The sequence below is a fragment of the Mycobacterium sp. 012931 genome, assembly GCF_000419295.1.
GTDB lineage: Bacteria > Actinomycetota > Actinomycetes > Mycobacteriales > Mycobacteriaceae > Mycobacterium > Mycobacterium marinum.
In genome coordinates this window covers 113,772-138,267 of record NZ_AOPX01000001.1, presented here as the reverse complement: position 1 = coordinate 138,267, position 24,496 = coordinate 113,772, and the positions used below count along the sequence as shown (strand labels likewise).

The following is a 24,496-nucleotide window of genomic DNA, read 5'->3' as shown; positions in this document are numbered from 1 at the left end:
CAGATGACTACGACGGAAACTTCCCTGCCCAAACTGGCAACCGTGTCCCTCGAGCGGGATGGCCACGTCCTGCTGATCGGCCTGAATCGGCCGCAGAAACGCAATTCGTTCGACCGGGCAATGTTTGCTGACCTGTCGCGCGCCTACGCGCTGCTGGAAACCGACGACTCGGTGCGGGCCGGCGTCCTGTTCGCCCATGGTGACCACTTCACCGGCGGCCTGGATCTGGTTGACGTTGCGCCCAGCATCGCGGCCGGACAGTCCCCGTTCCCCGCGGATGGTCGCGACCCGTGGCGGCTGGACGGCCCGTGGCGCACACCGCTGATCGCTGTCGCACACGGCTGGTGCATGACGTTGGGCATCGAATTGCTGCTGGCCTCCGACATTCGCATCGCGGCGGCCGGAACCCGATTCAGTCAACTCGAAGTACAGCGCGGGATCTACCCGTTCGGAGGCGCGACGATCGGGCTGACCCGTGACGCCGGGTGGGGTAACGCGATGCGCTGGTTGCTCACCGGCGACGAGTTCGATGCCGCCGAAGCGCATCGCATCGGGCTGGTCCAAGAGGTGGCCGACGATGCGGCGACGGCTCTGACCCGGGCTCGGGAGATCGCGCAGACCATCGCCGACCGTGCCGCACCGTTGGGCGTGCGAGCCACCCTCGCGTCGGCGCATCTGGCTCGCCGGGAAGGTGAGGCCGCGGCGATCGAGCGCCTGGTCCCCGATATTCGGGCGCTATTCACCAGCGCAGATGCCGCCGAGGGAGTGCAGTCTTTCATCGAACGCCGACAGGCCCGATTCACCGGCCGCTAAGCCCAGGCTCCTGATTCCAAAGGGCGGCGAATTGCGGTGGTATTCGGCCTCCTACCGAAGTGGGCTAGCTTTCGAGCGTGTAACCCATCGGCATCAGCACGCTCTTCTGCTGGGTGAAGTGCTCGACGCCCTCGGGCCCGTTTTCGCGACCGATGCCGGAATTCTTGTAGCCGCCGAATGGGCAGCACGGATCAAAGGCGTACCAGTTGATCGCATACGTGCCGGTGCGGATCTTCTCCGAGATCTCGATGCCCTTGGGCACGTTGGAGGTCCATACGCTGCCGGCCAGACCGTACACCGAGTCGTTGGCGATCTTGATCGCATCCTCCTCGGTGTCATAGGGGATCACCACCAGCACCGGCCCGAAGATCTCCTCTTGCGCGATCGTCATCTTGTTGTCGACGTCGGCGAAGACGGTGGGCTGCACGAAGAATCCGTTGTCCAGACCCTCCGGGCGGCCGCCGCCGGAAACCAGCCGGGCGCCTTCCTCGATGCCCTTGGCGATGTAGCCCTCGACCCTGGCCCGCTGCTTCTCCGAGATCAGCGACCCGATTTGGGCGGCTGGGTCCGACGGCGGCCCGACCGGTAGTGCTTGTACGAAGGCGCTTACCGCCTCCACGATCTCCTCGTAGCGGGACCGGGGGGCCAGGATGCGGGTCTGGCCCACGCAGGCCTGCCCGGTGTTCATGATCCCGGAGAAGACCATCATCGGGACCGCGGTGCTCAGATCGACATCCTCGAGCAGGATGGCCGCCGATTTTCCGCCGAGTTCCAAGGTGCACGGCTTGAGCATCTCCGCGGCCCGTCGCCCGATCTCTTTGCCGACGGCCGAGCTGCCGGTGAAGGTGAACAGGTCCACCCCGGGGTTGGAGGTCAGGGCTTGCCCGGTCTCAACCCCGCCTGGCACCACCGACAGCACGCCCTCGGGCAGGCCCGCCTCGGCGAACACCTCCGCCAACGCATTTGCGGTCAGCGGTGTTTCGGCAGCGGGTTTGAGCACCACCGTGCAGCCCGCCAGCAGCGCCGGACCCAGCTTGTTGATCGCCAGGAACAGGGGCACGTTCCAGGCCACGATCGCGCCCACCACACCGATCGGCTCCCGGTGGACGATGGTCTGCCCGTAGGACCCGTTGCGGATCTCTTTCCACCTGACCTGGTCCACGGCGGGGCCGGCGAAGAAGTTCAGCGCCCCGATCGAGCCCATCCAGTGCATCGTTTCGACGGTCATCGGCGGTTGGCCGGTCTCGTCGGCGAGCAGCTTGGCGAAATGGTCTTTGCGCTCCTCGAGCAGCTTGAGGGCATTGGCGATGACGGTCGCGCGTTCCTTTGGCGGCGTGGATGGCCACGGACCGTTGTCGAATGCCGCGCGCGCGGCGGCAACCGCAGCGTCGACGTCGGCGGCGGCCGCCAACGGCACCTTGCCCACGTACTCGCCGGTGGCCGGACAGTGCACCTCGATCACTTCCGAGGTCGACGGCTCCGTCCACCTGCCGCCGATGAAGAGTTTGTCGTATTCGGTTTTCTCGCCCATGGCGCCACCCTACCCAAGCGAAAGCAAAACAAGAACACGTTCCATTACCGGGGCGACAGCACCAGGACCAGATTGCTCACCAGGAACTCGCGAAGCATTGGCACCGAAGTCATCCACCAGGCCCATCGGGGGTGGTAGCGGGGAAATGCGGCGATCAGGGTTCCCGTGCCCTCCGCCCATCGCAGGCCCTCGGCGGCTGACACCGCGAACAACGACGACCCGTAGTTATTCTTTGTCGGATGGCCGTGCCTGCGGGCATACCGTGCGGCGGCTCGCGCGCCGCCCAGGTAGTGGCTCAGGCCCATCTCGTGCCCGCCGAACGGGCCCAGCCAGACGGTGTAGGAAAGCACGGCAAGCCCACCCGGCCTGGTCACCCGCAACATCTCGGCCCCCAGTTGCCAGGGGCGCGGCACATGCTCGGCGACATTGGAAGACAGGCAGATGTCCACCGAGTCGTCGGCGAGCGGTAGGGCCATGCCCGAGGCGCGGACAAACGAACCGGGCCCACCCGCGTGCGCGGGCCCGGCCGCATGCATTTCGTTGGGGTCCGGTTCGACGCCGATGTACCCGACGCCAGCGGCCGCGAACGCGGACGCGAAGTATCCGGGACCCCCGCCGACGTCGAGCAGCGTGCGGCCGGCCACCGATTCACCGCGGGCGGCCAGCCACAAGTCGCTCACCAACGTCGCGGTGTCGGCTGCGAGTGCTCCGTAGAAGCGCGCCGGGTCGGGTTGCTCGTAGCGGAATTCGGACAGCAACCGCAGCGACCGGGACAGCGTTGCCCGCCGCGCAAACCTGTCGGTGACGGCCATCGGCACACCCTACGGCTGGCGTTGGGGACGCTCGCGCGGGCTAGGCTAGCCACTGATGTCTGATCTGCGCTCCGTGCTGCTGCTGTGTTGGCGCGACACCGGACACCCACAGGGGGGCGGTAGCGAAACATATCTGCAGCGCATCGGCGCGCAACTGGCGGCCTCGGGGATCGAGGTCACCTTGCGCACCGCCCGTTACCCGGGTGCTCCGCGATGGGAGCTGGTCGACGGGGTGCGGGTCAACCGCGCGGGTGGCCGCTACTCGGTATACGTGTGGGCGCTGTTGGCGATGGTCGCGGCGCGAATGGGTCTGGGTCCGCTGCGACGGGCGCGGCCCGCGGCGGTCATCGACACCCAGAACGGGCTCCCTTTCCTGGCTCGTCTGGTGTACGGCCGGCGGGTGGTGGTGCTGGTGCACCACTGTCATCGCGAGCAGTGGCCGGTGGCGGGTCCGGCGCTCGGGCGGTTGGGCTGGTTCGTGGAGTCGAAGTTGTCGCCATGGCTGAACCGGCGCAACCAGTACGTGACGGTGTCGCTGCCCTCGGCCCGCGATCTCGTCGCGCTCGGTGTCGACAACGAGCGAATTGCCGTGGTCCGCAACGGCCTCGACGAGGCGCCCGGGCAAACCCTGTCCGGACCGCGGGCGGCGACGCCGCGGGTGGTGGTGTTGTCCCGGCTGGTGCCGCACAAGCAGATTGAGGACGCGCTGGAGGCTGTCGCGCAGCTGCGGCGACGCACGCCGGGCAGCCCGAATCTGCACATCGACGTCGTCGGCGGCGGCTGGTGGCGACAACGGCTGATCGATCATGTGCACCGGCTCGGCATTTCCGACGCGGTGACTTTCCACGGTCACGTCGACGACGTGACCAAACACCACGTGCTGCAGAGTTCATGGGTGCAGCTGCTGCCGTCGCGCAAGGAAGGCTGGGGGCTGGCGGTGGTCGAGGCGGCCCAACACGGGGTGCCCACCATCGGGTATCGATCCTCGGGTGGTCTATCCGATTCGATCATCGACGGAGTGACCGGCATCCTGGTCGACAGCCACGCCGAACTGGTGGATCAGCTCGAACGACTGCTGGCCGATCCGGTGCTGCGCGATCAGCTCGGCGCCAAGGCTCAGGTGCGCAGTGCCGAGTTCTCCTGGCAGGAAAGTGTCGACGGGATGCGTAGCGTCCTGGAAGCCGTACCGGCCGGTCGGTTCGTCAGCGGCGTTGTGTAGCCCCGAGACTTAATCCGCTGCGAGATCCGTCGGCGATTCCTTGCGACCGCTTAAGTGTCGGCCGGACCCGGCCGGCGGCCATCCCGGCGCCACCCGCGAGCAACATCGACAACCACGCCCAATGCGCGAGCATCATTGCCCGACGATCCCCGGCCGGGACACCCGCGGACCGGCCACCGATCCGGTACAGGGCCAGCTCATCGTCGCGGTAGGTCGGCGTCAGGCGGTCCAGTGTGCGTCCGGCTTCGCCCACCTCGCCGCCGCCGTGCACTTCGACGACGAGCCAGCCCACCCCGGCCTGGGCCAGGGCCTCCGGATCAGCCCCGGCGAGCAGCAACTTTTGGATCGTTCGGGCGCGCACGCCATCGCCGGGCACCAGCACCCCGGAGATGACCAGATCGCCGCTGCTCAACACGTCCGGTCGAACCCAGCGGGGGAGCGGGTCGAGCACCGGCGCCCGACGGGACCAGGAGAATCGCCGCATGGTGCCGATGGGCAAGACCGCGACGGTCCCAGGCTGATGGTTGATCGCGGTCGCCACGGCGGTCCACCCCGGCGGGTAATGCACCGGCGCAACCCGGCCCAGCACGCCCCATGCCAGATCGGGCAGGGCCAGCACGAGCGCCAGGCAGCACGCCGACGCCGCCAGTGTCGATTTCAGGGGCGTTGCGGCCGTCTTGCAGCGTGACAGGGTCGACACCGCGGCCGCGGCGGATACGGCATAACCCGGCATCGCCAGCGCCACCCATTTCTGCCCGTCGCGGAGCACCCCCAACCCGGGTGCGGCATCGACCGCGGCAGCCAAGATGTGCAGGCCCGGGCCGGTTGCCAGGGCGGCGGGCACCAGCACCGACACCGCGGCCAGCACTAGCAGCGGCACCAGCGCCGGCCGTCGCGCCACGGTGGGGAGTCCGACCGCCACCACGACCAACAGGACCGCGGCGGAGGCCACCGCGAAAAGAGTGGTTCGCGAACCGGGCACGGCATCGCCGTTCCAGATTCCGCCAAGACTGGCCAAGCTGAGGAGCGTGCCCAGACCCGGTTCGGCGCGCGGCGCGAACGCGGCAACGCCGAGTCCGTTGGCGGCCGTGTGGGTGGTCAGCGACGAACCGAGGGCCGACGCCGTCAGCCAAGGCAGGGCACCGACCAGCGCGGCCGCTAACGCGGCCGTTGCGCACAGCCACCGTGGTTTGCCGCCACCGGGAGCAGCCACACAGGTCAGGGCTACCGTCGCGGCCAGCAGCAACCCAGTTGGGGTGAGACCGGCGAGCGCGATCCAGAAGGCCAGCCCGAAGAATCCGGTCTGGCTTGCCTCCGGTGCGCGCAACCCCAGCATGGTGGCCGCGACCCAGGGCAGGCAGCCGTAGCCGAGCAGCAGGCTCCAATGGCCTTGCAGGAGGCGTTCGGCCACGTAGGGATTCCAGATCGCCAGGGTGATCGCGACGAACTGGCCTCCGGCGCCGGCCGCGGGCAGTGCCCGCGCTACCAGCACGGCCGCACCCCAGCCCGCCAGCCACAGCCCCAAGACCAGCAGTGCCTTGACCAGGATCCCGCCGTCTATCACCTGGGAGGCCAGCGCTATCGCGAAATCCTGCGGCGTCGCCCGCGGCGCAGCCATCAACCCCAGGGCGCTGTCGGAGAGATATGACCGCGGGGTGGATACCGCGTCGCGCAGCAGCAGATATCCGGGCCCCAGCACCGGCCCGACCACCAGCAGCGCCAGCACCAGCGCGTACCCCGGCCGCCACCAGCACGCGCAGCGCGGCGAGGCCCAACCTGCGCCTTCTCCCCGGGCCATCTTGGCCCGCATCGTCGGCGGGCTAGGTCCGTTCCTCGGGACCAGAGGGCTCAGCCGAGCCCGACTCCGACGACGATTCGGCCGAATCGGGCGGAGTCTTGTCCGAGTCAGGACCGTCGTCCGACGAGTCTGGACGCTGCGCGGGCAGCTTCTCGGTCTCGGCTTCGGCTCCCGGCACCGGCTGCTCGAGTCCGACGCGCCGCAGGAAGTCGGTGTCGTCGCGGTCCAGGCTCGGATCCATCAGGATGCTTTCGGTCCGCAGGCTGAACGAGGTGAGCAGCCCGCCGCCGACCAGCGCGACCAAGCCGATTGCGGTGAACGTGATCGGCAGCACCCGCGACCACAGCGCCAGCCGGTCACGTTCGTCGCGGGCGGTGTTGACCTGGGTCTCGACCGTGTCTTCGTTGGAGGTGACCTTGTAGTCGGCTAGGGTTACCTCTGGCTTCATCGCCTCACGGGCGAAGTAGTGGTTGGCGTGCACGGTCTGCTTGACGATGGTGCCCGTGACCGGGTCCACCCAGAAGGTGCGTTGCGCCGCGTAGTAGCGGGTCATCGTGATCTCTTCGTCCGGCTCTCCCGGAACACCCCACATCGCGGCGGTCGTGGTGACCTTGCCGTCTTCGTCGCCGGCGTACAGCGACGGGTACTTGACCGGTGCGACCAGCTTGCCTTCGGAGTTGTAGCCGATGTTCTGGGTGAACCGGTAGGTGGTCAGGCCGTTGACGTCCTCTTCGCTGTCATAGTTGGCGTCGAATGGCTTCTGTGCGATCGGATCGAAGTAGGGGTAGGACTTCTTCTCGGTGTGGAACGGGAAGCGGTAGGACAAGCCCTCGTGCCGCAGCGGGATAGCGGTTGGCGGGCTTTCGTCGCCGAAGCCACGCGGTTTCTGGACCGTTCCCCCGGTGTGGGTGTCGTCGGAGATGGCCATCGCCGTGTGCCGGTTGAGGGTGACCGTGTCCACGATCGCCAGCAGCAGACCGGTGTCCTTCTGCTTGTCGGTACGCCGGACCGAGGTTCCGACCTGCAGGGTGACCACATCGGCATTGGCCGGTGACTCGACCGTGATCTGCTGTTGGGACACCAACGGCACGTTCTGGTTGATGACGATGTGGTCGGTGGCCAGCGAGGCCGAGTCGAGCGCCGATCCCTTGCCTTCGCTGATCAGGGTGGCATCGATATCGAGCGGGATTTTGGTGATCTTGCTGCTGGTATAGGTCGACAGCAGCAGCGCGGCGATCAGGAGAGCGGACCCGAGTCCGATCGTTCCCAATGCGGCGATCCGCAACATGACTGCTCGGTTCACGTTGCTGTGACCTCCTTCTGGACCAAAGACTCGTTGGCCGCGACCTGTTCCCACCCGAATAAGTAGGCAGTCAAACCCGTTTGACCCTAACAGCAGAACGTATGGTCCCGGTGTGCGAACCTGCCCCAACTTTGCCGGTGTACCCGATTCGGCCGCCAGTCGATGATGGGCAGACTGTGATGGTGACCGACGGCCAGCAGGTGGGGGGGACACGCAGCTTTCTGCCTCCCGTGGAGGGCATGCGTGCCTGCGCGGCAATGGGGGTGGTCGTCACCCATGTCGCCTTCCAGACCGGCCACTCCAGTGGAGTCGCCGGCCGGCTGTTCGGCCGCTTCGATCTGGCGGTGGCGGTGTTCTTCGCGCTGTCGGGGTTTCTGTTGTGGCGGGGGCACGCTGCGGCCGCTCGGGGCGGATCACCGCGTCCCCGCACGGGTCACTATCTGCGGTCGCGGGCGGTCCGGATCATGCCCGCCTACGTGGTCGCGGTGGTTGTGATCTTGTCCCTGCTGCCGGATTCGGACCACGCGAGTTTGACCGTGTGGCTGGCGAACTTGACCCTTACCCAGATCTACGTGCCATTGACGCTGACCGGGGGCCTCACCCAGATGTGGAGCCTGTCCGTCGAGGTCGGCTTCTACCTGGCGTTGCCGCTGCTCGCGTTCCTGGCCCGCCGTGTGCCAGTCGGGGCCCGGGTGCCCGTCATCGCCGCCGCGGCCGCGCTCAGTCTGGCCTGGGCGTGGTTGCCGGTGGCCGCCGGTTCCGGGATGAACCCGCTGAACTGGCCGCCGGCCTTCTTCTCTTGGTTCGCCGCCGGCATGTTGCTGGCCGAGTGGGTGCACAGCCCGATCGGGCTGGTACACCGGTTGGCGCGCCACCGCGTGCTGATCGGTGTGGTGGCGATGCTGGCGTATCTGGCGGCGGCATCACCGCTGGCCGGTCCGGCCGGCCTGGTCCAGGGCTCGGCGACGCAATTCGCGGTGAAGACCGCGATGGGTGCCGTGGTGGCGTTCGCGCTGGTGGCGCCGTTGGTGCTGGACCGGCCCGGCACGCCCCACCGGCTACTGGGCAGCACCACCATGGTGACCCTGGGGCGCTGGTCCTACGGGCTGTTCATCTGGCATTTGGCCGCCCTGGACATGGTGTTCCCGGTGATCGGCACCTTTGCGTTCACCGGACGGATGCCGACGGTGCTGGTGCTGACATTGATCTTTGGCTTCGCGATCGCCGCCGTCAGCTATGCGCTGGTGGAGTCACCCTGTCGAGAAGCATTGCGCCGCTGGGCGAAACGGACCGAGCACAGCGCCGGGCAGGACATCGACCGGGAAGCGGACGCGATCGCGCCCTGAGCGCCGCACAGCTACGGCGACCCGTTCATCCCGTCCAGTCCGAACAGGAAGCCACCCGTGCCCGCGGTGCCGCCGACACCAGCGGTAGCCCCGGTCCCGCCGTTGCCGCCGTTGCCGCCGTCGCCGATCAACAGGGCGCTGCCGCCATCGCCGCCCTTACCGCCGGTGCCGGAGAAGCTCTGGCCCCCGGCCCCGCCGGTGCCGCCGCTGCCGATCAGCCCCGCGTTACCGGCGGCTCCTCCCGCACCGGCGAGACTGGCAAGGGAATTTCCACCATCGCCGCCGTTGCCGAGCAGCATCGCGCCGGCAGCTCCGGCCCCGCCCTTGCCGCCGACATTTCCGATTCCGCCATGCCCGCCGGAACCCCCGTTTCCGCCGAGCAAGGCGGCGGCCCCGTCCTCCCCGCCGGCGCCCCCGAAGGTGACGCCGGCGCCGGCGTTTCCGCCGTCCCCACCGGTGCCTCCGCTGCCGAACAGTGTGGCGGCCGCTCCTCCGGCCCCGCCTTTGCCTCCGACGTTGATGCCGTCTCCGCCGCCTCCGCCGGCCCCGCCGTTGCCGAACATCGCGCCCCCCTGTCCGCCGGCCCCGCCGGTCCCGCCGCTGTCGCCGCCGCTGCCGCCGACCCCGCCGACCCCGCCGGTGCCGAACAGGAGCGCGGAGGAGCCGCCGGTTCCCCCGGATCCGCCCGCTCCGCCATCGCCGATCAGCCCGGCGACTCCGGCGCCGCCGGGCAGGAAGCCGCCGGTCCCGCCGCTCCCGCCGCTCCCGCCGCTCCCGCCGGTGCCGCCGGTGCCGGTTATGCCGTGCCCGCCGATACCGCCGTCGCCGCCCCCACCGAAGAACACGCCGCCGTTTCCGCCGTCCCCGCCCGCGCCCCCGCTGACTTGGCCGAGCCCGCCGGCTCCACCGTGCCCGCCGATGCCGGACAACGTGCCGCCGGCCCCGCCGGCCCCGCCGTTGCCGCCGGCCGCTCCGGAGCCACCCGCGCCGCCGTTGCCGTACAAGATGCCGCCGTCGCCCCCGTTTGCCCCGGATCCCGGGGCCGCATTGGCGCCGTTGCCGATCAGCGGGCGTCCCAGCAGCGCTTGGGTGGGCGCATTGATCGCGTCGAGCAGGATCTGTTGGACGCTGGTGGCCTCGGCGCCCGCATACGACGCCGCACCGGAGGTGACGGCGCGCACGAACTGGTCGTGAAGGGCCTCCACCTGCACGCTGAACGCCTGGTAGTCCCGCGCGTAGGCGCCGAAAAATGATGAGACGGCCGCCGAAACATCATCGGCGCCGGCGGCCAACGCCGCGGCAGTGGGGCCGGCCGCGGTGGCATTGGCCGTGCTGATCGTCGATCCGACACCGGCCAGGTTCGTGGCTGCCGCAGTCAGCTGTTCAGGGATGACGGAAACGAACGACATGAGCCAGTCCTCTCGTCAGCTCACCGGCCGCCGCCTGGTCAGTGGGTCGAGGAATCAGTCAGGAATACAGCGTATCGCGGTCTGGTGGGCGCGATGGGCAGTTCATCCAACGTTGACGCGCTGGTAGTCGGGCATGTCGTCACCGCCGGCCGGACCTGGGGCCCGAACGCCGATACCCCCAGTGGAACGCGCCAACCGCTCCCGGCCCAGGGCTCCGGCGTTCCCTGGCTCCCGGCCCTGCCCGCCGCCGCGGCGGGTTGAAGCGGCGCCCCTGGTGAGGGAGGCAGCGGCAAGTTCAACGGCTTGTTGACTCCATTGAATGGCGGTGGTTTGCAGCTGTCGGACAGCGACCCGCAGCAGACCCGGCTCCATCCCCGGAAAGTGTGACGGCGGGCTCAGGGGCACCCATCGTAGGCCGAGCCATCGTGCAGCCTCGTAATCGGACCACCTGGCCCGGGCCGTGCGACGCTACTTCGTGGCGCATCTGCAAGAACACGTCTTCCCACTGATCGGCGGTCTGAGTCCAGTAGCTAGTCGCTTCGATCAGATGCCCGGTGCTCCATGCCCGAACCTGGGACAGGGTCGGCACCACCTAGACCAACCTGGGTTGCACGGCAGCCATCTCGGCTGGTGAGGTCGTTTCGTTGGTGGCATACCGTGTCGCACCGCTCTCGACGGCAACGATTGTCTCTTGGGTGCGGGTTGTAAGCGCTGCTGCGGCGAGGCCAACAGCTGTGTGGGCACTGCTCACCGCGGCTGTGGTGGGCTGAAACGGCTGTCCTGGTGAAGGGGGTGTTAAGGCGGCCAGAGTGGCGCTTCGTTGACTCCATTCGCCAGCCGTGGCTTCTAGCTGAGGGACCTCGACCCGCAGCTGACCCGGTTGCATTCTTGGGGGTTTAACGGCGAGCTCATGGATAACAACTCACATCGCAAGCCAGATGGCCATCGCGCCACAATGGCTCAATCACGCGCGGTTCCGTGCTCTGCGATCGCGCGGGAGTCTTGCTCGAGGTGACGCTACTTAGATCAGCTATGGATGTCTCTTTTCTAGAGATTTGAGCTCGAATCTCGTCTCGATCCTGCCGACGTATCGCTGGACCGCCGAGCCGCCCACTGTTGCAAGCTCACCCGCCTTGCACAGTCTCGTTTATAAAGAAACGTGACGACTGGGTTCTTGTCCCCGGCCGAAGGTGCCACGATGATGGGAACGCTGTCCTGTCCTCGGGGACACGGCAGGGAACGCCGGAGCCCTGGGGGACGCGGTGTCTACCTGTATATGGGCCACGCTTCGAGGTAGGCGTCAATTGCGCGTTCAACCGCTAGTCCATAGTCGTTTGGTACATGCCCTGGCCCGTAGTTCGCGCTCAACGCATGCGACAGCGCATCCACAACGGTGTCGCTCTGGTCGTTGGTTGGCTTCTGCACGGTGCGAAGCTCCGCAAGGAGATCGGGGTTACGGCGTGTCAGCTCATCCATGATAAGAACGCGGTGCTCGGATGGAACGACATCGAGAATGTTGTTCACGGATTCCTCCATCCATTGCGGCTATTTGCCCAGGCCGTTGTCACTTGCCCGTTTTCGTTCAGACTAACCGTCGCGTCCTTGCCGATATATCGCCAGGTGCCACCATATTGATCAGGCATGAACTGTGGTGGCTCTATCGGATGCGCGACGGCGTCTTGCATTGCATTGTCGTTGACCCCGTGGCCGTCTCGCCCTTCGACACGTTGTGCTCCATGTTCTGTCAGCCCGTTGATTCGGGTGGGTGGTGGAAATGGTGGTTCCGCGGTTCCTGGGTGGGTTGGGTCTTCGCCTTCGACGGGTATACTTAGTTGCCCGAGGCGGGCTCGGATGGCAGCTTGGCGATCGAGTAGGGGTCCTTTGTCGGCGATACAGGCGTCGTAAGCGCCCTGTTCGGTCGGCAAGACGAAGGTGCGCCCGCACCGGGCGTTGTACTTGCCTATTTCACTGTTGATGTCCGCCCATGCTGCGCGAGCCTCCTCTGCGGTCATGTCCTTGGGGTCGACCGGCGCTGGTGGCGGGTTTTGTTTGAACGTGCGGTTGTCGACGGCGCGGACCGGGTTGCCCATTGGCGGGGCGGCGGGTGCAGGAATTTGCGGGAAACTGCTGCCGATCCCGGCCACCGCGGCCGTAACTTTTGTGGCGACTTGAGCGTCCAGGCCCACCAGTTGGGCGGCACGCTGACGGAGGTCGCCGGCGAAGGCCTGGGCTTGGGCTTGCCGGGCCGCGCGCTGGGCCGCTGATCCGCCCGTCATGCGATCGGTGACCGAAAGGTCTTCTTCTACTTGAAATCCCGCTGCCTGGGCGTCGGTGACTGCGTACCGCACCCGCGAACGGGCGGCGTAAAGATCCGAGGCCCCATTACGCGCGACACGGGCCGCTTCCTGCAACTGGTCGACTGCCGCGCTGGTAGTTTGCAGGTCGGCGTGCGTTGCGGCGCGCAACGCGCCGGCGGCATGGCCGCTCCAATCAATCGACGTTGCATCGCGCCACAGCTGGTGGGCCACCGCATAGGTGTGCTCGCCTACGTTGTCCCAATGAGCAGCCGCCTCAGTGAGATGATCGGTGGGCCAAGCCAACAACGCTGACAGGTCCGGAATTCCCGACGCTGCCATTACTACACGCGGGTCACCGATGGAGCCACCGCTGCCAGCACATCGGCCGAGGCAGCTTCATTGGCCAGATAGCCACTATCGGCTTGAGTCACGCCCGCGGTGCGTGCGTTCACCTGAATGGCTAGCCCGGTAGTAAACGCCGCCACCTCACCATGGGCGGCATCGACTGCGGCCGCGCTGAGCTGGCAGTACAACCCCAGCCCCGCCGGCGCATCCATGCTGGTCAGCTCCCCAGCTGCGATACCCCACCGCCAGGCCATCGCCTGCACGCCCGCGGTATCCACACGCAACGAAGACCCCACGAACCGAAGTGTAGGCAAACACAACAACGGCGGCCAGCTACCATCCCAGGGGCTTGGGCGAACGCCCGACGTGTCTCACTTCTAGAGAACCGAGACGCCTCACATCTTGTCTCAGAGGGTGCCCGGACCCGGAGGGCTTCACGGGCGTCGAGTTGGCGCGAGACACGGGTCAGGGACTACGGGCGTGTCGTCGTCGGGAGTCGCAAGATTGCTGGACTGGCTAAAACCTGGTCAAGGTAGCCCCATCATCGTGGCAGTCGACACCCTCGTACGTCAGGTGCTGGCCGTACGATCGACTCAATGACAAATTCCTCTGAGTTGGTGGCGGTCGAGCTGACCGGGGATGAGCGCGATTTCATTCGGCAGACATTGGACGAGTGGCGGAGGTCGGCGGCCGGGAAGCCGTTTCCGTTCCAGGTGCTGGGGTTATCAACCTGGGAGCAGTTCGGCGAACTCATCGTGCGTCTTGAGCGTGCTGTCACCGATCGTGAGCCCTTGACAGATCTGGATTGAGCGCGGGTGCTGTTATTGTCTGAAGTCACGTTCGCCAGCAGCTTGATCGGTGCGGGTCTGGATTTCGAGATCGGTACAAGGTTCTCTGACGCCGAGCCAATGGGCTTGCTGCGTGGCCTGCAACGCAAAATCGGCGGCTACGAGCGCGCCAAATTATTGTTTCCGAACGGCGGCCGCATCCGCACGGCCGAGGAAATTGAGAATATCGAACGGTGGGGGGAAGGAATACGTCGCGAGCAGCGGAGGCGACAGTCCCCTCCTGGGGTGTAATCGTCTGGTCACGCAGCACTTTGAGACGCTCTAATCCGTTGTCTTAGAAAGTAATTAAGTTCCTCTTGTCATCCTGGGTTGAATTCACCTAAGTCCGGTAGCTCGTCTTTGCCCAGCACAGGTGGCCCGTGGTGGCTGTGCGGCGGTTGAACGGGGTGTGGGATGGATTCTGGCGGTACCGGGCCGCCCGCAATGGGGCCGCCTAGACGGGCTGGTGGCTCCATAGGTGTGCGCACAACAGGTGGGGGTTCGGCCGGCGCGAGATCGGCGCCGCCCCGTATCGGAGGCTGCGGTGGGGGTGCTGGCAGTCTGGGGGTCGCCATTTCGCCTGGGGTCAGGGGCGGCAGCCGTCCCGGGGCAGGAGGCGGCAGCGGCTCGACTGCGCGTTGGCGGATGTCGGTAGCGAGTGCTTGTGCTTGTGCTTGTGCTTGTGCTTGGCGGGCTGCTTGCTCGGCGGAGCTGCGGCTGGTTCGGATATCGGTGACTGAGAAGTCTTCTCCGACAGTGAAACCGGCGTTGTGGGCGTCTTCAACGGCATGGAGCACCCTGCGTTGGGCAATGCCGATGGTTCCGGCGCCATCGCGGGCGATTTTGCTGGCTTGGCGTAGTTCGTCGGCCTTGGTGCTCACGATCGCCAGGTCAGCACCGGTTCGCTGCCGTAGCGCATCACCGCCAGCGCCTTCCCACACGAGGGTGTGGGATTGGTTGCGCATTTGGAGAAACACGTCTTCCCACTGATCGGCGGTCTTGCTCCAGTAGGTGGCCGCCTCGATCAGGTGCTCGGTGCTCCATGCCTGGACTTGGGAAAGGGTCAGCACCATCTAGACCAACCTGGGTCGCACGGCGGCCATCTCGGCCGCTGCGGTCTCTTCGTTGGCGCCATACCGTGGGCTACGCCTGCGTCAGCACCGCCGGTCAGGACCTCGACGCCCTGCTCGTGGCGCTTGCTGCGACCAGGCATGCCTTGGAACGCGTCATTGCCGACAAACTGTTGGGATCGGCCAAGGGGGCCCGACCGGGTTGTCGGCGATGCCCGACTATTCGCGCCTTGGAGACACCGTGGTCGTTGCTGCCATCGACCGGCTTGGCTGCTTCGTGACCGACGTGGCCCGAACGATCACCGACCTGAGTGAGAATCGAATCTTGTGGTCCCCAAATTGTTTCCCAAAAGCGCCCGGTCCATACGGGGGCATTTGGAGTGCATACATGATCCCGCGCGCCCCGCTGACGCGGTGATCCCTATTTGTCATCTTTGAGTCCTCGTGATTCCACGATCGCCCGAACAAATGCCCCTTTGGGACGAGTTCGGGCAACAGCCCCTCTTTGCGCAGTCGCCGTTGCTGCTCGGAGCCCTGGGGGAGCGGGCCGCTCCTTGGTGGGTAATTCTCTACAGAACGGGTCAAACATTGGCCCCACAGCCGTCTCGTGGTGAACTCCATGACTTCAAAGTAGTTCCCGTCGCGCGTTCTAATTTGATTGAACGCCAGGCTTCCTGTTGGGGGTCCGTTTACTCTTCGGCAGGATGGGAGCCGCCGAATCGAGGAGTAGTAGACGTGGCCGGTTTTGCCGTCCTGGACTTCGAGACCACCGGATTCGCCGCCGAGTACGACCGTGTGGTCGAGGTTGGCCTCGTGCTGCTGTCGGCGGAGGGGGACATCGAGGACGAGTGGTCAACTCTGATCAATCCTCATCGCGATGTTGGTGCTACCGAGAGGCATGGAATCCGGGCGCATGCCCCACGAGGACGACCCTCGCGTCGAGTCCTACCTCGAAATCCTCGAATCCGCCCTCCTCGACTGTTACCTGTCCTGCCACGAGGAGGATGCGCTGGTTGAGATGGCCGACAGCTTGGGCCTCTCGCGTCGGCTGCTCGACGAGATCCACCACGACTACCTGCGGTCGATGGCGAGGGTTGCGGTTGCCGATGGGGTTGTCACCGACGACGAGCGCGCTGACCTGATTCAGGTCGCTGAACTCCTCGGGCTGTCCGCCGACCGCGTGGATGCCGCTCTGGCAATGGCTTCTGCACGTTCGGCCTGCGCCGAGTTCGCGTTGGCGGCGGGCGACGTTCTATGCCTCACGGGGTCGATGCGGCGCCGCCGGTCTGAGTGGGAGGCAGAACTAGCTCAGCGCGGCATCGAGGTCGGGTCGCTTACCCGCAGGACGCGCCTGTTGGTCGCTGCCGATCCCGACTCGGCCACTGGAAAGGCAAGGAAGGCGCGCAAGTACGGCATCCCCATCATTAACGAGGATGCGCTCAGTCGTCTGCTAGGAGCTCGAACCTCTGGCGAATGAAGTCCTACCCCGCGGCTTCAGCAGCACACGCAGCCCACCCTGCTAAGCGGACCCGTTCGACCCGTTCTGGCCAAGCAGCAGCCCGCCGTAGCCGCCGGTACCAGCGGTGCCCCGAATTGCCCCGATTCCCGCATGTCCGCCGTGGCCGCCGTTGCCGATCAGCTGGGCGTTGCCGCCGTTACCGCCGTTGCTGCCGTTCCGGCCGGCCCCGCCGCTTCCGCCGCCGCCGATCAGCCCGGCTTTGCCTCCAGCCGCGCCGTTTCCACCCGCAGCACCCGTGCCGGTCCCGCCGCCCCCGCCGTTGCCACCGGCGCCTAGCAGCAGGCCAGCATCGCCGCCGGCCCCGCCGTTCGCGCCGGTGCCATTGATACCGTTGCCGCCCTGTCCGCCATCGCCGCCGTTGCCGATGAGCAGGGCCGCGCCGCCACCGGCTCCGGCGTGCCCGCCGCCGGTGGTTCCTATCCCGCCGTCGCCGCCGGCTCCGCCGTTTCCGATCAGCGTGTTGTTGTTGGATGCGCCTTCGCCGCCCTGCCCGCCCGTGCCGAACAGCAAGCCGCCGTCGCCGCCTGCTCCGCCGTTGCCGCCAGAGCCGCCAAGGCCCCCTTGCCCGCCGTCGCCGCCCGTACCGAACACCGCGCCGCCCGGCCCACCTGCCCCGCCGTTGCCGGCGATACCTGCTCCGCCGTGGCCGCCGCTGCCGCCGGCGCCGCCCGGGCCCCAGAAGGTGCCGCCGGCTCCTCCCGCCCCGCCGGTACCTCCGCCGCCGCCACCGCCTCCGCCGTTGCCGAATAGCCCAACGGACCCGCCGGTTCCGCCGGTTTGGCCGGCTCCTCCGTTGCCGCCGTAACCGCCCTTGCCCAACAGCCCGGCATCCCCGCCGTCGCCGCCGCGCTGGCCGGGCGCGCCGGAGCCGCCGTTGCCGCCGTTGCCCCACAGGATGCCGCCGTCGCCACCGTCTTGTCCGGTCCCGGGCGCGCCGTCGGTGCCATCGCCGATCAGGGGCCGGCCCAGCAGCCCCTCGGCGGGCATGTTGAGCGCGTTGACCAGGTTCTGGCTCGCGTTGGCGGCCTCGGCACTCGCATACGAGAACGCGCTGGAGTTGAGGGTCGTGACGAATTGTCCGTGCAGGTTTTCGGCCTGGGCGCTCAGTGCCTGAAATGCCTGGCCGTGTGAGCCGAACAGTGCGGCGATGGCCGTCGATACTTCGTCAGCCCCGGCGGCTAGCAGCGTGGTGGTGGGGGCGGCCGCGGCCGTATTGGCCGTGCTGATGGTCGAACCGATGTTCGCCAGACTTGTTGCTGCTATTGATAGTTGCTCGGGAATCGTGACCACAAAGGGCACGCTGCTACCCCTCTCTTCTCCCGCTTACCGACCATCGTGCCTGGTCAGCTGGATTGAGTATTCGGCCGCGCGGCGAGCATATCGCATTCCGGCTTGCCGATCCGGCGCTTCGCCGGACTTCGGTGAATTTGCTGGCCTATCCGCGAACGCGCCTGCGGCGGGGACGCGTCGCTACTGGTAGCCGCCCTGTCGTTCAAAGATCCGGCGCGGATTGTCCACCAGCATGGTGTGCACCTGTTCGTGGGTCACCCCTCGTTCTTTGAGCGCCGGGATCACGTCGTTGTGGATATGTAGGTAGTGCCAGTTCGGCGTGGCCACCGCTGTCAGCTCCTCGGGCAGCGCGTCGAAATAGCAGTTGGCGTCGTGGGAGAGCACCATCTTGTCGGCGTGGCCACGCTCGCACATCGTCGCCACGATGTTGACTCGGTCCTCGAACGGCAGGATCAGGTCGATGCCGAAGCGGTCCATCCCCAGGTAGGAGCCAGCGGCGATGAGCTCCTCGAGGTAGCCGACGTCGGTGCTGTCACCGGAGTGCCCGATGATCACCCGGCTCAGGTCGACACCTTCTTCTTCGAAGATGCGCTGTTGCTCGAGTCCGCGTCGCAGCCCGGCGTGGGTGTGGGTGGAGATCGGCACCCCGGTGCGCTTGTGCGTCTGGGCCACCGCACGTAATACCCGCTCGACACCGGGGGTGATGCCGGGCTCGTCGGTGGCGCACTTGAGGATGCCCGCCTTGACGCCGGTGTCGGCGATGCCCTGTTCGATGTCCCGGACGAACATGTCGGTCATGATCTCCGGGCCGTCGAGCATCCCACCGGGGCCTTGATAGTGGAAACGATATGGGACGTCGTTGTAGGTGTAGAGGCCCGTCGCCACGACGATGTTGAGGTCGGTGGCGGCGGCGATCCGGGCGATGCGCGGGATATAGCGGCCCAGGCCGATCACGGTCAGGTCGACGATGGTGTCCACACCGCGCGACTTCAATTCGTTGAGCCGGGTGATCGCATCAGCCACCCGCTTCTCTTCGTCACCCCAAGCCTCGGGGTAGTTCTGGGCGACTTCGGTGGTCATGATGAACACGTGCTCGTGCATGAGCGTGACGCCTAGATCAGCGGTATCGATGGGTCCGCGAGCGGTATTTAGCGCTGACACATCAGCGATGCTAGGTCGATAATGGCCTGGCCAACAGGGGTGTTTGCCCGGCTCATTTCCGTGCTCGAACCGGCCAAATCCTTCGCGCCGCGCGGCCGCACCAGGGGCCGGGAATGGCTCACCGCTATTACGGTGTAGCGGATGTGGCGGCCGCCGGAATACACATTCGTGGCGGCCGGAAACGGAAAGAACGCAGCGAATTTCAGCCGAATTGCTGATTGGCTTTAGCCGTTCGACCTGGCGTTATCGACGGTTTGTGCCTACCGGCGCGGTCGCGGTGAGGCGCGTGGCGTACCGTCTAAGCTCGTCCTTTTCGAAGTCAAGTCATGGGAGCTCCCCTCATGCTGCTCAACCCCAACCGCCTGCAACGCAAATACCCGGACGCGCGCTCGGCGGAGATCATGGCCGCGACAGTGGACTTTTTCGAGTCCCGCGGAAAGGCGCGCCTCAAGCGCGACGACCACGACCGGGCCTGGTACTCGGACTTTCTCAACCACATCGCCGAGCACCGCATCTTCGCCTCGTTGTTGACGCCGTCCGAATATGGCGCTGACGATTGCCGCTGGGACACCTACCGCATCAGTGAGTTCGCCGAGATTATCGGTTTCTACGGGCTGAGCTACTGGTACCCGTTCCAGGTGACGGCGTTGGGCCTGGGCCCGATTTGGATGAGTGACAACGAGGACGCCAAGCGCAAGGCGGCCGCGCAGTTGGAGCAGGGCGAGGTCTTCGCCTTCGGACTGTCCGAGCAGGCCCACGGCGCCGACGTCTACCAGACCGACATGATCCTGACGCCGTCCGAGCACGGCTGGACCGCCAGCGGCGAGAAGTACTACATCGGCAACGCCAACGTTGCGCGGATGGTCTCGACCTTCGGCAAGATCGAGGACTCGTCAAAGGAACCGGAGTACGTCTTCTTCGCCGCCGACTCGCAGCACGATCGGTATGAGCTGAAGAAGAACGTGGTGAATTCGCAGAACTACGTGGCGAATTACGCGCTGCACGACTACCCGGTCACCGAGGCCGACCTGCTGCACCGCGGGATGGGGGCCTTCCATGCCGCGCTTAACACGGTCAACGTCTGCAAGTACAACCTGGGCTGGGGCGCGGTCGGCATGTGCACCCACGCCTTCTACGAAGCCATCACGCACGCGGCCAACCGCCACCTGTACGGCACCGTCGTCACCGACTTCAGCCACGTGCGTCGGTTGTTGACCGACGCCTATGCGCGCCTGGTCGCCATGCGGCTGGTGGCCAGCCGGGCCAGCGACTACATGCGCAGCGCCTCGGCCGAGGATCGTCGCTACCTGCTCTACAGCCCGCTGACCAAGGCCAAGGTCACCAGCGAGGGCGAGCGCGTGATTGCCGCGTTGTGGGACGTCATCGCCGCCAAGGGAGTGGAGAAGGACACCTTCTTCGAGACCGTGGCCCGCGAGATCGGCCTGCTGCCCAGGCTGGAGGGAACCGTCCACATCAATATCGGGTTGTTGGCCAAGTTCATGCCCAACTTCCTGTTCGCCCCCGACGCCGCGCTGCCGCTGATTCCCCGTCGCGACGACGCGGCCGACGACACCTTCCTGTTCAACCAGGGCCCCACCGGCGGGCTGGGCAAGGTGCGCTTCCACGACTGGCGCGCCCCGTTCGACAGCTACGGTCACCTGCCCAATGTCGCGCTGCTGCGGGAGCAGATCGACGTGCTGACCGAGATGCTGGCCGGCGCCACCCCGGATGCGTCCCAGCAGAAGGACATCGACTTCGCGTTCGGTGTCGGCCAGATCTTCGCGCTGGTGCCCTATGCGCAGCTGATCTTGGAGGAGGCGCCGCTGTCGGGCGTGGACGACGCGCTGCTCGACGAGATCTTCGGCCTGCTGGTGCGGGACTTCAACAGCTACGCCGTCGAACTGAATGACAAGGCGGCCACGACCGACCAACAGGCCCAGTTCGCGATGCGGATGATCCGCCGCCCGGCGCATGACGCGGCGCGTTACGACCAGGTCTGGAAGGAACACGTCCTGCCGCTCAACGGCGCCTACGAAATGCGCCCCTGATTCGGTAAAACCGTGGCAACCTCGGTGCGGGGCGGTAATCGTTAACCGTGAGCCCCGCACAGTGAAATGACCAACGGTCATTGGCGCGAGGAGGCTTGATGCCGACGGTGACTTGGGCGCGGGTGGATCCGGCTCGTCGGGCGGTCATCGTGGAAGCCGCAGAGGCCGAATTCGGGGCACACGGCTTCTCCCAGGGCAGCCTGAACGTCATTGCCCGCCGTGCTCGGGTCGCCAAGGGCAGCCTGTTCCAGTACTTCGCGGACAAGCGCGACCTGTATGCGTACATCGCCGACACCGCCAGTCAGCGGGTGCGCACCCACATCGAAGGTCTGATCCGGGAACTCGACTCCAGCCGGCCATTCTTCGAATTCCTCACCGACCTACTCGACGGCTGGGTGGCCTACTTCGCCGAGCACCCGCGCGAACGCGCGCTGCATGCCGCCGCGACCCTAGAGGTCGACACCGATGCCCGCATCAGCGTGCGCAGCGTCATACATCGCCATTACCTGGAGGTGCTGCGGCCGCTGGTGCGAGATGCGCTGGCCCGCGGGGATCTGCGTGCGGATTCGGATACAGATGCGTTGTTGTCGCTGCTGCTGATGATTTTTCCGCACCTGGCGCTGGCGCCCTACATGCGTGGTCTGGACCCCATCCTCGGGCTCGATGAGCCCACCCCGGAGCAGCCTGCGCTGGCCGTGCGCCGGCTGGTGGCGGTGCTGGCGGCGGCCTACTCCCCGAGCCTGACCGTCGAGGTTCGAAAGGTCACCTGACGCGCGTGTGGGCGCGCGCGCCGCTGGCGGAGTGAGGCCGTCGCGGCCAGGGCGACGTTTCGCAGGACGTTGCTCGAACCTTCCTGCAAAACGTCGACCTCGAGCCGAAGCCGGCGCGCGTCTAGCCGACCCAGACGGTCTTGATGTTGCACAACTCGCGGATCCCGTGCCCGGCGAGCTCGCGGCCGTAGCCGGACCGCTTGATGCCGCCGAATGGGAGTTCGGGGTAGGAGACCGTCATGCCGTTGATGAAGACCTGACCGGCTTCGATGTCGTTGATGAAACGGCGCTGCTCCGCCTCGTCCTGGGTCCAGGCATTGGATCCCAGCCCAAAGGTGGTGGCGTTGGCGATCTCGATCGCTTCATCGATGTCGGCGGCCCGGTACACCGAGGCGACGGGGCCGAAGACCTCTTCGGTGTAGAGGTTCATGTCCTTGGTGATGTCGGTGATCACCGTCGGCGGGTAGTACCAGCCGGGGCCGGCCAGGGGCTTGCCGCCGCAGCGGATCACGGCCCCGGCCGCGGCGGCGTCATCGACCTGCTGGGCGATTTCGTCGCGGCTTTGTTCGGTGGCCAGCGGACCGACCTGGGTTTGCGGATCGGTCGGGTCACCCACTGTCAGCGCCGACATCTGCTCGACGAACTTGTCGACGAACGCGTCATAGATGTCGGCGTGGGCGATGAATCGCTTGGCGGCGATGCAGGATTGGCCGTTGTTCTGCACCCGTCCGGTCACCGCCGTGCTGACCGCCTTGTCCAGGTCTGCCGACGGCATCACGATGAACGGGTCGCTGCCGCCGAGCTCGAGCACGGTGGGCTTGATCTCGTCGCCGGCGATGGCGCCGACCGATTGACCCGCGGGCTCGCTACCGGTGAGCGTGGCCGCGGCCACGCGGGGGTCACGCAGGATGCCTTCCACCGCGCTGGCGGAGACCAGCAACGTCTGGAAGCAGCCGTCCGGGAAGCCGCCGCGGGCAATGACGTCGGCGAGGTAGAGCGCGGACTGCGGCACGTTCGAGGCGTGCTTGAGCAGCCCGACGTTGCCGGCCATCAGAGCGGGCGCGGCGAACCGGACGGCTTGCCACAACGGAAAGTTCCACGGCATCACGGCCAGCACCACACCCAGCGGCTGGTAGTGGGTGTAGGCCTGAGAGGCGCCCACCTTGCCGGCGTCCGCGGGCTCGTCGGCGAGCAGCGCCGCAGCGTTGTCGGCGTAGTAGCGAAAACCCTTGGCGGACTTGAGGACTTCGGCCTTGGCCGATGCGATCGTCTTGCCCATTTCAAGCGTCATCAGGGCGGCAGTCTGGTCAGCCTCGGCCTCTATCAGATCGGCCGTGGCGTGAGCCCACTCGGCGCGCTGGGCGAACGTGGTGTTGCGGCGGTAGTCCTGGAACCGCGCGTAGGCGCGCGCTATCGCGGCGTCGACCTCATCGTTGGATGCTGCAGTGAAAGTCTTGACTGTCTCCCCGGTCGCCGGGTTGGTCGTGGCGATTGGCACGCTGACTTCCTTATCGCTGGGTTGATTACATGAATCGGGCCAGTATCCAGCCTGCCACTACGGCGCCAGGGCTCCGGCGTTCCCTGTCCCGGTGGGTCGCTGACTGTCGGTTCGGCGACGCGGCCGCCGTTGCGGGCGGCAACGGCGTTCGGGGGCCGCGGTGAGGGGCGAAGCGCGGGCCCGGCGGACTCGACACTACAGCGCCGCTGTGGATGGCTTCTGCGCCGGAGGCGCATTCGGCGCTGCTGAGCGCGGGGCCGGGACCAGGTTCACTGCTGGCGGCGGCGCAAACCTGGACGGAGCTCAGCGCCGAATACCTGGCGGTGGCCGAAGAACTGACCGCGATATTGACCGGTGTCCAAGCCGGCGCCTGGGACGGCCCCAGCGCGCAGTGTTGCATCGCGGCTTATCTCCCGTACCTGTCCTGGTTGATGCAGGCCAGCGCCGACAGTGCGGCAACAGCAGCGGCCCATCAGGCCGCCGCGACGGCCTACACCGGCGCCCTGGCCGCGATGCCGACGCTGGGCGAGTTGGCGGCTAACCATGCCACCCACGCGGTGTTGGTGGCCACCAACTTCTTCGGCCTCAACACCATCCCCATTGCGCTCAACGAGGTCGACTACGTGCGGATGTGGATCCAAGCCGCCACCACCATGAGCGTCTACCAGGCGGTTGCGGCTGATGCGCTACTCGCCGTACCGCGCACGCCCCCGGCGCCGGTCATCATCAAGCCCGGGGCCGATGCCGCAGCGCAATTCGCCAGCGCCGTCGTCCAGGCTGTCGCTGAAACGCCGATCCAGCGGTTATTGCTCGAGTTGGCGACGCTGGTCGGAGCCGAATTCATCAATGTATTTGAATTGATTGTCGGCATCGTTGTGCTGTCGACGTACGGACTGAAACTCCCGCTGCTGGCGCTATTGGATTTCTTGACCGGCCAGTTTTCCGTTGCGCTTTCCCTGCTATGGAATTACGCGATGCTCTGGTTTGGCTTTGTCGTGCTGCCGGCGCTGCAGATCGTGTTCGATCCGTTGTTGGTCGTCGCCGCGGTGATCGAATGGATTCTCGGTGGCGGTGCGGCTTTGGGCTCGGTTGGGGCGTTGGGTGCCAATCTTGCCGCGGGGTTGGCGCTGCCGGCCGTTGCGGCTGCGCCGGTCGCGGATGCCGCGGTGGGTTCACTGGGGGTGCTGACGAGCGCGGCAGCGGTGACCGCCGCAGCCGCGGCGGCGCCCGGTCAAGGCGTTGGCCTGGTCGGATTCGCCGCAACCATGCCCAACCCGACAACCCTGCCGGCCGGTGGGTTGGTCACCGTCGGCGGCGCCGACCCGTGCGCCGGCGCGCGGGTGCCGATGCTGCCGGCCAGTTGGGTAGCACTGGCGTAAGCGCGGTCAGCATCAAACCATCCAGTCCTGCAAGGAGTTTCAATCCAGGGCCCGTGCCGGG

At 66.7% G+C, this 24,496-nt stretch carries 23 protein-coding genes and 2 pseudogenes; 10 read left to right on the top strand and 15 right to left on the bottom strand.

The window, feature by feature from the left end; translation table 11 throughout:
* The first annotated feature begins 3 nt into the window (after nucleotides 1-3).
* Entirely contained in the window at nucleotides 4-813 is an 810-nt protein-coding gene (locus tag MMSP_RS00615; protein WP_174524114.1) for a crotonase/enoyl-CoA hydratase family protein, read from the top strand.
* A 64-nt stretch (nucleotides 814-877) separates the two neighbouring features.
* Here MMSP_RS00615 and MMSP_RS00610 read toward each other — a convergent pair whose 3' ends face one another.
* Both MMSP_RS00610 and MMSP_RS00605 read right to left on the bottom strand, forming a co-directional pair.
* The gene (locus MMSP_RS00610; protein ID WP_015354221.1) at nucleotides 878-2,344 is read right to left on the bottom strand and encodes an aldehyde dehydrogenase; all 1,467 of its coding nucleotides are present in this window, start codon (nucleotides 2,342-2,344) and stop codon (nucleotides 878-880) included.
* 44 nt (nucleotides 2,345-2,388) lie between these two features.
* Nucleotides 2,389-3,156 carry a class I SAM-dependent methyltransferase gene (locus tag MMSP_RS00605; protein ID WP_020785040.1) on the bottom strand — a complete coding sequence of 256 codons (768 nt, stop codon included), beginning with the start codon at nucleotides 3,154-3,156 and terminating at the stop codon, nucleotides 2,389-2,391.
* Nucleotides 3,157-3,211: 55 nt separating this feature from the next.
* On the opposite strand from MMSP_RS00605, the gene MMSP_RS00600 reads away from it, so the two are divergent.
* Nucleotides 3,212-4,375, top strand: a complete 1,164-nt coding sequence (locus MMSP_RS00600; RefSeq protein ID WP_020785039.1) for a glycosyltransferase family 4 protein — start codon at nucleotides 3,212-3,214, stop codon at nucleotides 4,373-4,375.
* A 9-nt stretch (nucleotides 4,376-4,384) separates the two neighbouring features.
* Here MMSP_RS00600 and MMSP_RS00595 read toward each other — a convergent pair.
* Both MMSP_RS00595 and MMSP_RS00590 read right to left on the bottom strand, forming a co-directional pair.
* Nucleotides 4,385-6,185 (bottom strand): annotated as a pseudogene (locus MMSP_RS00595) (hypothetical protein).
* A 10-nt stretch (nucleotides 6,186-6,195) separates the two neighbouring features.
* Entirely contained in the window at nucleotides 6,196-7,476 is a 1,281-nt protein-coding gene (locus MMSP_RS00590) for a DUF3068 domain-containing protein (RefSeq protein ID WP_012392448.1), read from the bottom strand.
* A gap of 101 nt (nucleotides 7,477-7,577) precedes the next feature.
* Between MMSP_RS00590 and MMSP_RS00585 the strand changes: the two genes are divergently transcribed.
* A complete protein-coding gene (locus MMSP_RS00585) occupies nucleotides 7,578-8,822 on the top strand; it encodes an acyltransferase family protein (RefSeq protein WP_369797278.1) in 1,245 nt (414 codons plus the stop codon).
* 11 nt (nucleotides 8,823-8,833) lie between these two features.
* Here MMSP_RS00585 and MMSP_RS00580 read toward each other — a convergent pair whose 3' ends face one another.
* From MMSP_RS00580 to MMSP_RS00565, 7 genes and pseudogenes are all read right to left on the bottom strand, one after another.
* On the bottom strand, nucleotides 8,834-10,231 hold the full coding sequence (locus MMSP_RS00580) for a PE family protein (RefSeq protein WP_036425883.1): 1,398 nt from the start codon (nucleotides 10,229-10,231) through the stop codon (nucleotides 8,834-8,836).
* A gap of 102 nt (nucleotides 10,232-10,333) precedes the next feature.
* Nucleotides 10,334-10,603 carry a hypothetical protein gene (locus MMSP_RS27295; protein WP_200861931.1) on the bottom strand — a complete coding sequence of 90 codons (270 nt, stop codon included), beginning with the start codon at nucleotides 10,601-10,603 and terminating at the stop codon, nucleotides 10,334-10,336.
* Between the two features lie 79 nt (nucleotides 10,604-10,682).
* Nucleotides 10,683-10,823: pseudogene (locus MMSP_RS27760) on the bottom strand (hypothetical protein); the annotation flags it as partial.
* Complete coding sequence (locus MMSP_RS27755; RefSeq protein WP_083866393.1) at nucleotides 10,824-11,117, bottom strand: hypothetical protein; 294 nt, start codon at nucleotides 11,115-11,117, stop codon at nucleotides 10,824-10,826.
* A 380-nt stretch (nucleotides 11,118-11,497) separates the two neighbouring features.
* A complete protein-coding gene (locus MMSP_RS00575) occupies nucleotides 11,498-11,767 on the bottom strand; it encodes a hypothetical protein (protein WP_036425879.1) in 270 nt (89 codons plus the stop codon).
* Nucleotides 11,752-12,867, bottom strand: a complete 1,116-nt coding sequence (locus tag MMSP_RS00570; RefSeq protein ID WP_020785034.1) for a hypothetical protein — start codon at nucleotides 12,865-12,867, stop codon at nucleotides 11,752-11,754. The genes MMSP_RS00575 and MMSP_RS00570 overlap by 16 nt, the downstream gene beginning before the upstream one ends.
* Before the next feature lie 2 nt (nucleotides 12,868-12,869).
* Entirely contained in the window at nucleotides 12,870-13,169 is a 300-nt protein-coding gene (locus MMSP_RS00565; RefSeq protein ID WP_235065640.1) for a hypothetical protein, read from the bottom strand.
* A gap of 300 nt (nucleotides 13,170-13,469) precedes the next feature.
* Between MMSP_RS00565 and MMSP_RS27750 the strand changes: the two genes are divergently transcribed.
* Complete coding sequence (locus tag MMSP_RS27750; protein WP_020785032.1) at nucleotides 13,470-13,682, top strand: hypothetical protein; 213 nt, start codon at nucleotides 13,470-13,472, stop codon at nucleotides 13,680-13,682.
* Nucleotides 13,683-13,688: 6 nt separating this feature from the next.
* Entirely contained in the window at nucleotides 13,689-13,952 is a 264-nt protein-coding gene (locus tag MMSP_RS27745; protein WP_020785031.1) for a hypothetical protein, read from the top strand.
* 68 nt (nucleotides 13,953-14,020) lie between these two features.
* Here MMSP_RS27745 and MMSP_RS29680 read toward each other — a convergent pair whose 3' ends face one another.
* A complete protein-coding gene (locus MMSP_RS29680) occupies nucleotides 14,021-14,773 on the bottom strand; it encodes a hypothetical protein (RefSeq protein ID WP_020785030.1) in 753 nt (250 codons plus the stop codon).
* Nucleotides 14,774-15,238: 465 nt separating this feature from the next.
* On the opposite strand from MMSP_RS29680, the gene MMSP_RS27740 reads away from it, so the two are divergent.
* Both MMSP_RS27740 and MMSP_RS25205 read left to right on the top strand, forming a co-directional pair.
* Nucleotides 15,239-15,787, top strand: a complete 549-nt coding sequence (locus MMSP_RS27740; protein WP_235065638.1) for a 3'-5' exonuclease — start codon at nucleotides 15,239-15,241, stop codon at nucleotides 15,785-15,787.
* A complete protein-coding gene (locus MMSP_RS25205) occupies nucleotides 15,684-16,247 on the top strand; it encodes a DNA polymerase (RefSeq protein WP_020785028.1) in 564 nt (187 codons plus the stop codon). The genes MMSP_RS27740 and MMSP_RS25205 overlap by 104 nt, the downstream gene beginning before the upstream one ends.
* Before the next feature lie 42 nt (nucleotides 16,248-16,289).
* Here the strand turns inward: MMSP_RS25205 and MMSP_RS27290 are convergent, their stop codons facing one another.
* Together MMSP_RS27290 and MMSP_RS00530 are read right to left on the bottom strand one after the other, a co-directional pair.
* Nucleotides 16,290-17,588, bottom strand: a complete 1,299-nt coding sequence (locus MMSP_RS27290) for a PE family protein (protein WP_036425876.1) — start codon at nucleotides 17,586-17,588, stop codon at nucleotides 16,290-16,292.
* A 171-nt stretch (nucleotides 17,589-17,759) separates the two neighbouring features.
* Nucleotides 17,760-18,740 carry a phosphotriesterase gene (locus MMSP_RS00530; protein ID WP_036425873.1) on the bottom strand — a complete coding sequence of 327 codons (981 nt, stop codon included), beginning with the start codon at nucleotides 18,738-18,740 and terminating at the stop codon, nucleotides 17,760-17,762.
* Nucleotides 18,741-19,081: 341 nt separating this feature from the next.
* On the opposite strand from MMSP_RS00530, the gene MMSP_RS00525 reads away from it, so the two are divergent.
* Both MMSP_RS00525 and MMSP_RS00520 read left to right on the top strand, forming a co-directional pair.
* Nucleotides 19,082-20,788 (top strand): acyl-CoA dehydrogenase family protein, encoded by a 1,707-nt coding sequence (locus tag MMSP_RS00525; protein ID WP_020727873.1) that lies wholly within the window; start codon nucleotides 19,082-19,084, stop codon nucleotides 20,786-20,788.
* Between the two features lie 98 nt (nucleotides 20,789-20,886).
* The gene (locus MMSP_RS00520; RefSeq protein WP_020785025.1) at nucleotides 20,887-21,558 is read left to right on the top strand and encodes a TetR/AcrR family transcriptional regulator; all 672 of its coding nucleotides are present in this window, start codon (nucleotides 20,887-20,889) and stop codon (nucleotides 21,556-21,558) included.
* A gap of 121 nt (nucleotides 21,559-21,679) precedes the next feature.
* Here MMSP_RS00520 and MMSP_RS00515 read toward each other — a convergent pair whose 3' ends face one another.
* Complete coding sequence (locus MMSP_RS00515; protein ID WP_020785024.1) at nucleotides 21,680-23,056, bottom strand: NADP-dependent succinic semialdehyde dehydrogenase; 1,377 nt, start codon at nucleotides 23,054-23,056, stop codon at nucleotides 21,680-21,682.
* 212 nt (nucleotides 23,057-23,268) lie between these two features.
* Between MMSP_RS00515 and MMSP_RS00510 the strand changes: the two genes are divergently transcribed.
* Nucleotides 23,269-24,435, top strand: a complete 1,167-nt coding sequence (locus tag MMSP_RS00510; RefSeq protein ID WP_020785023.1) for a PPE family protein — start codon at nucleotides 23,269-23,271, stop codon at nucleotides 24,433-24,435.
* Nucleotides 24,436-24,496 lie beyond the last annotated feature (61 nt).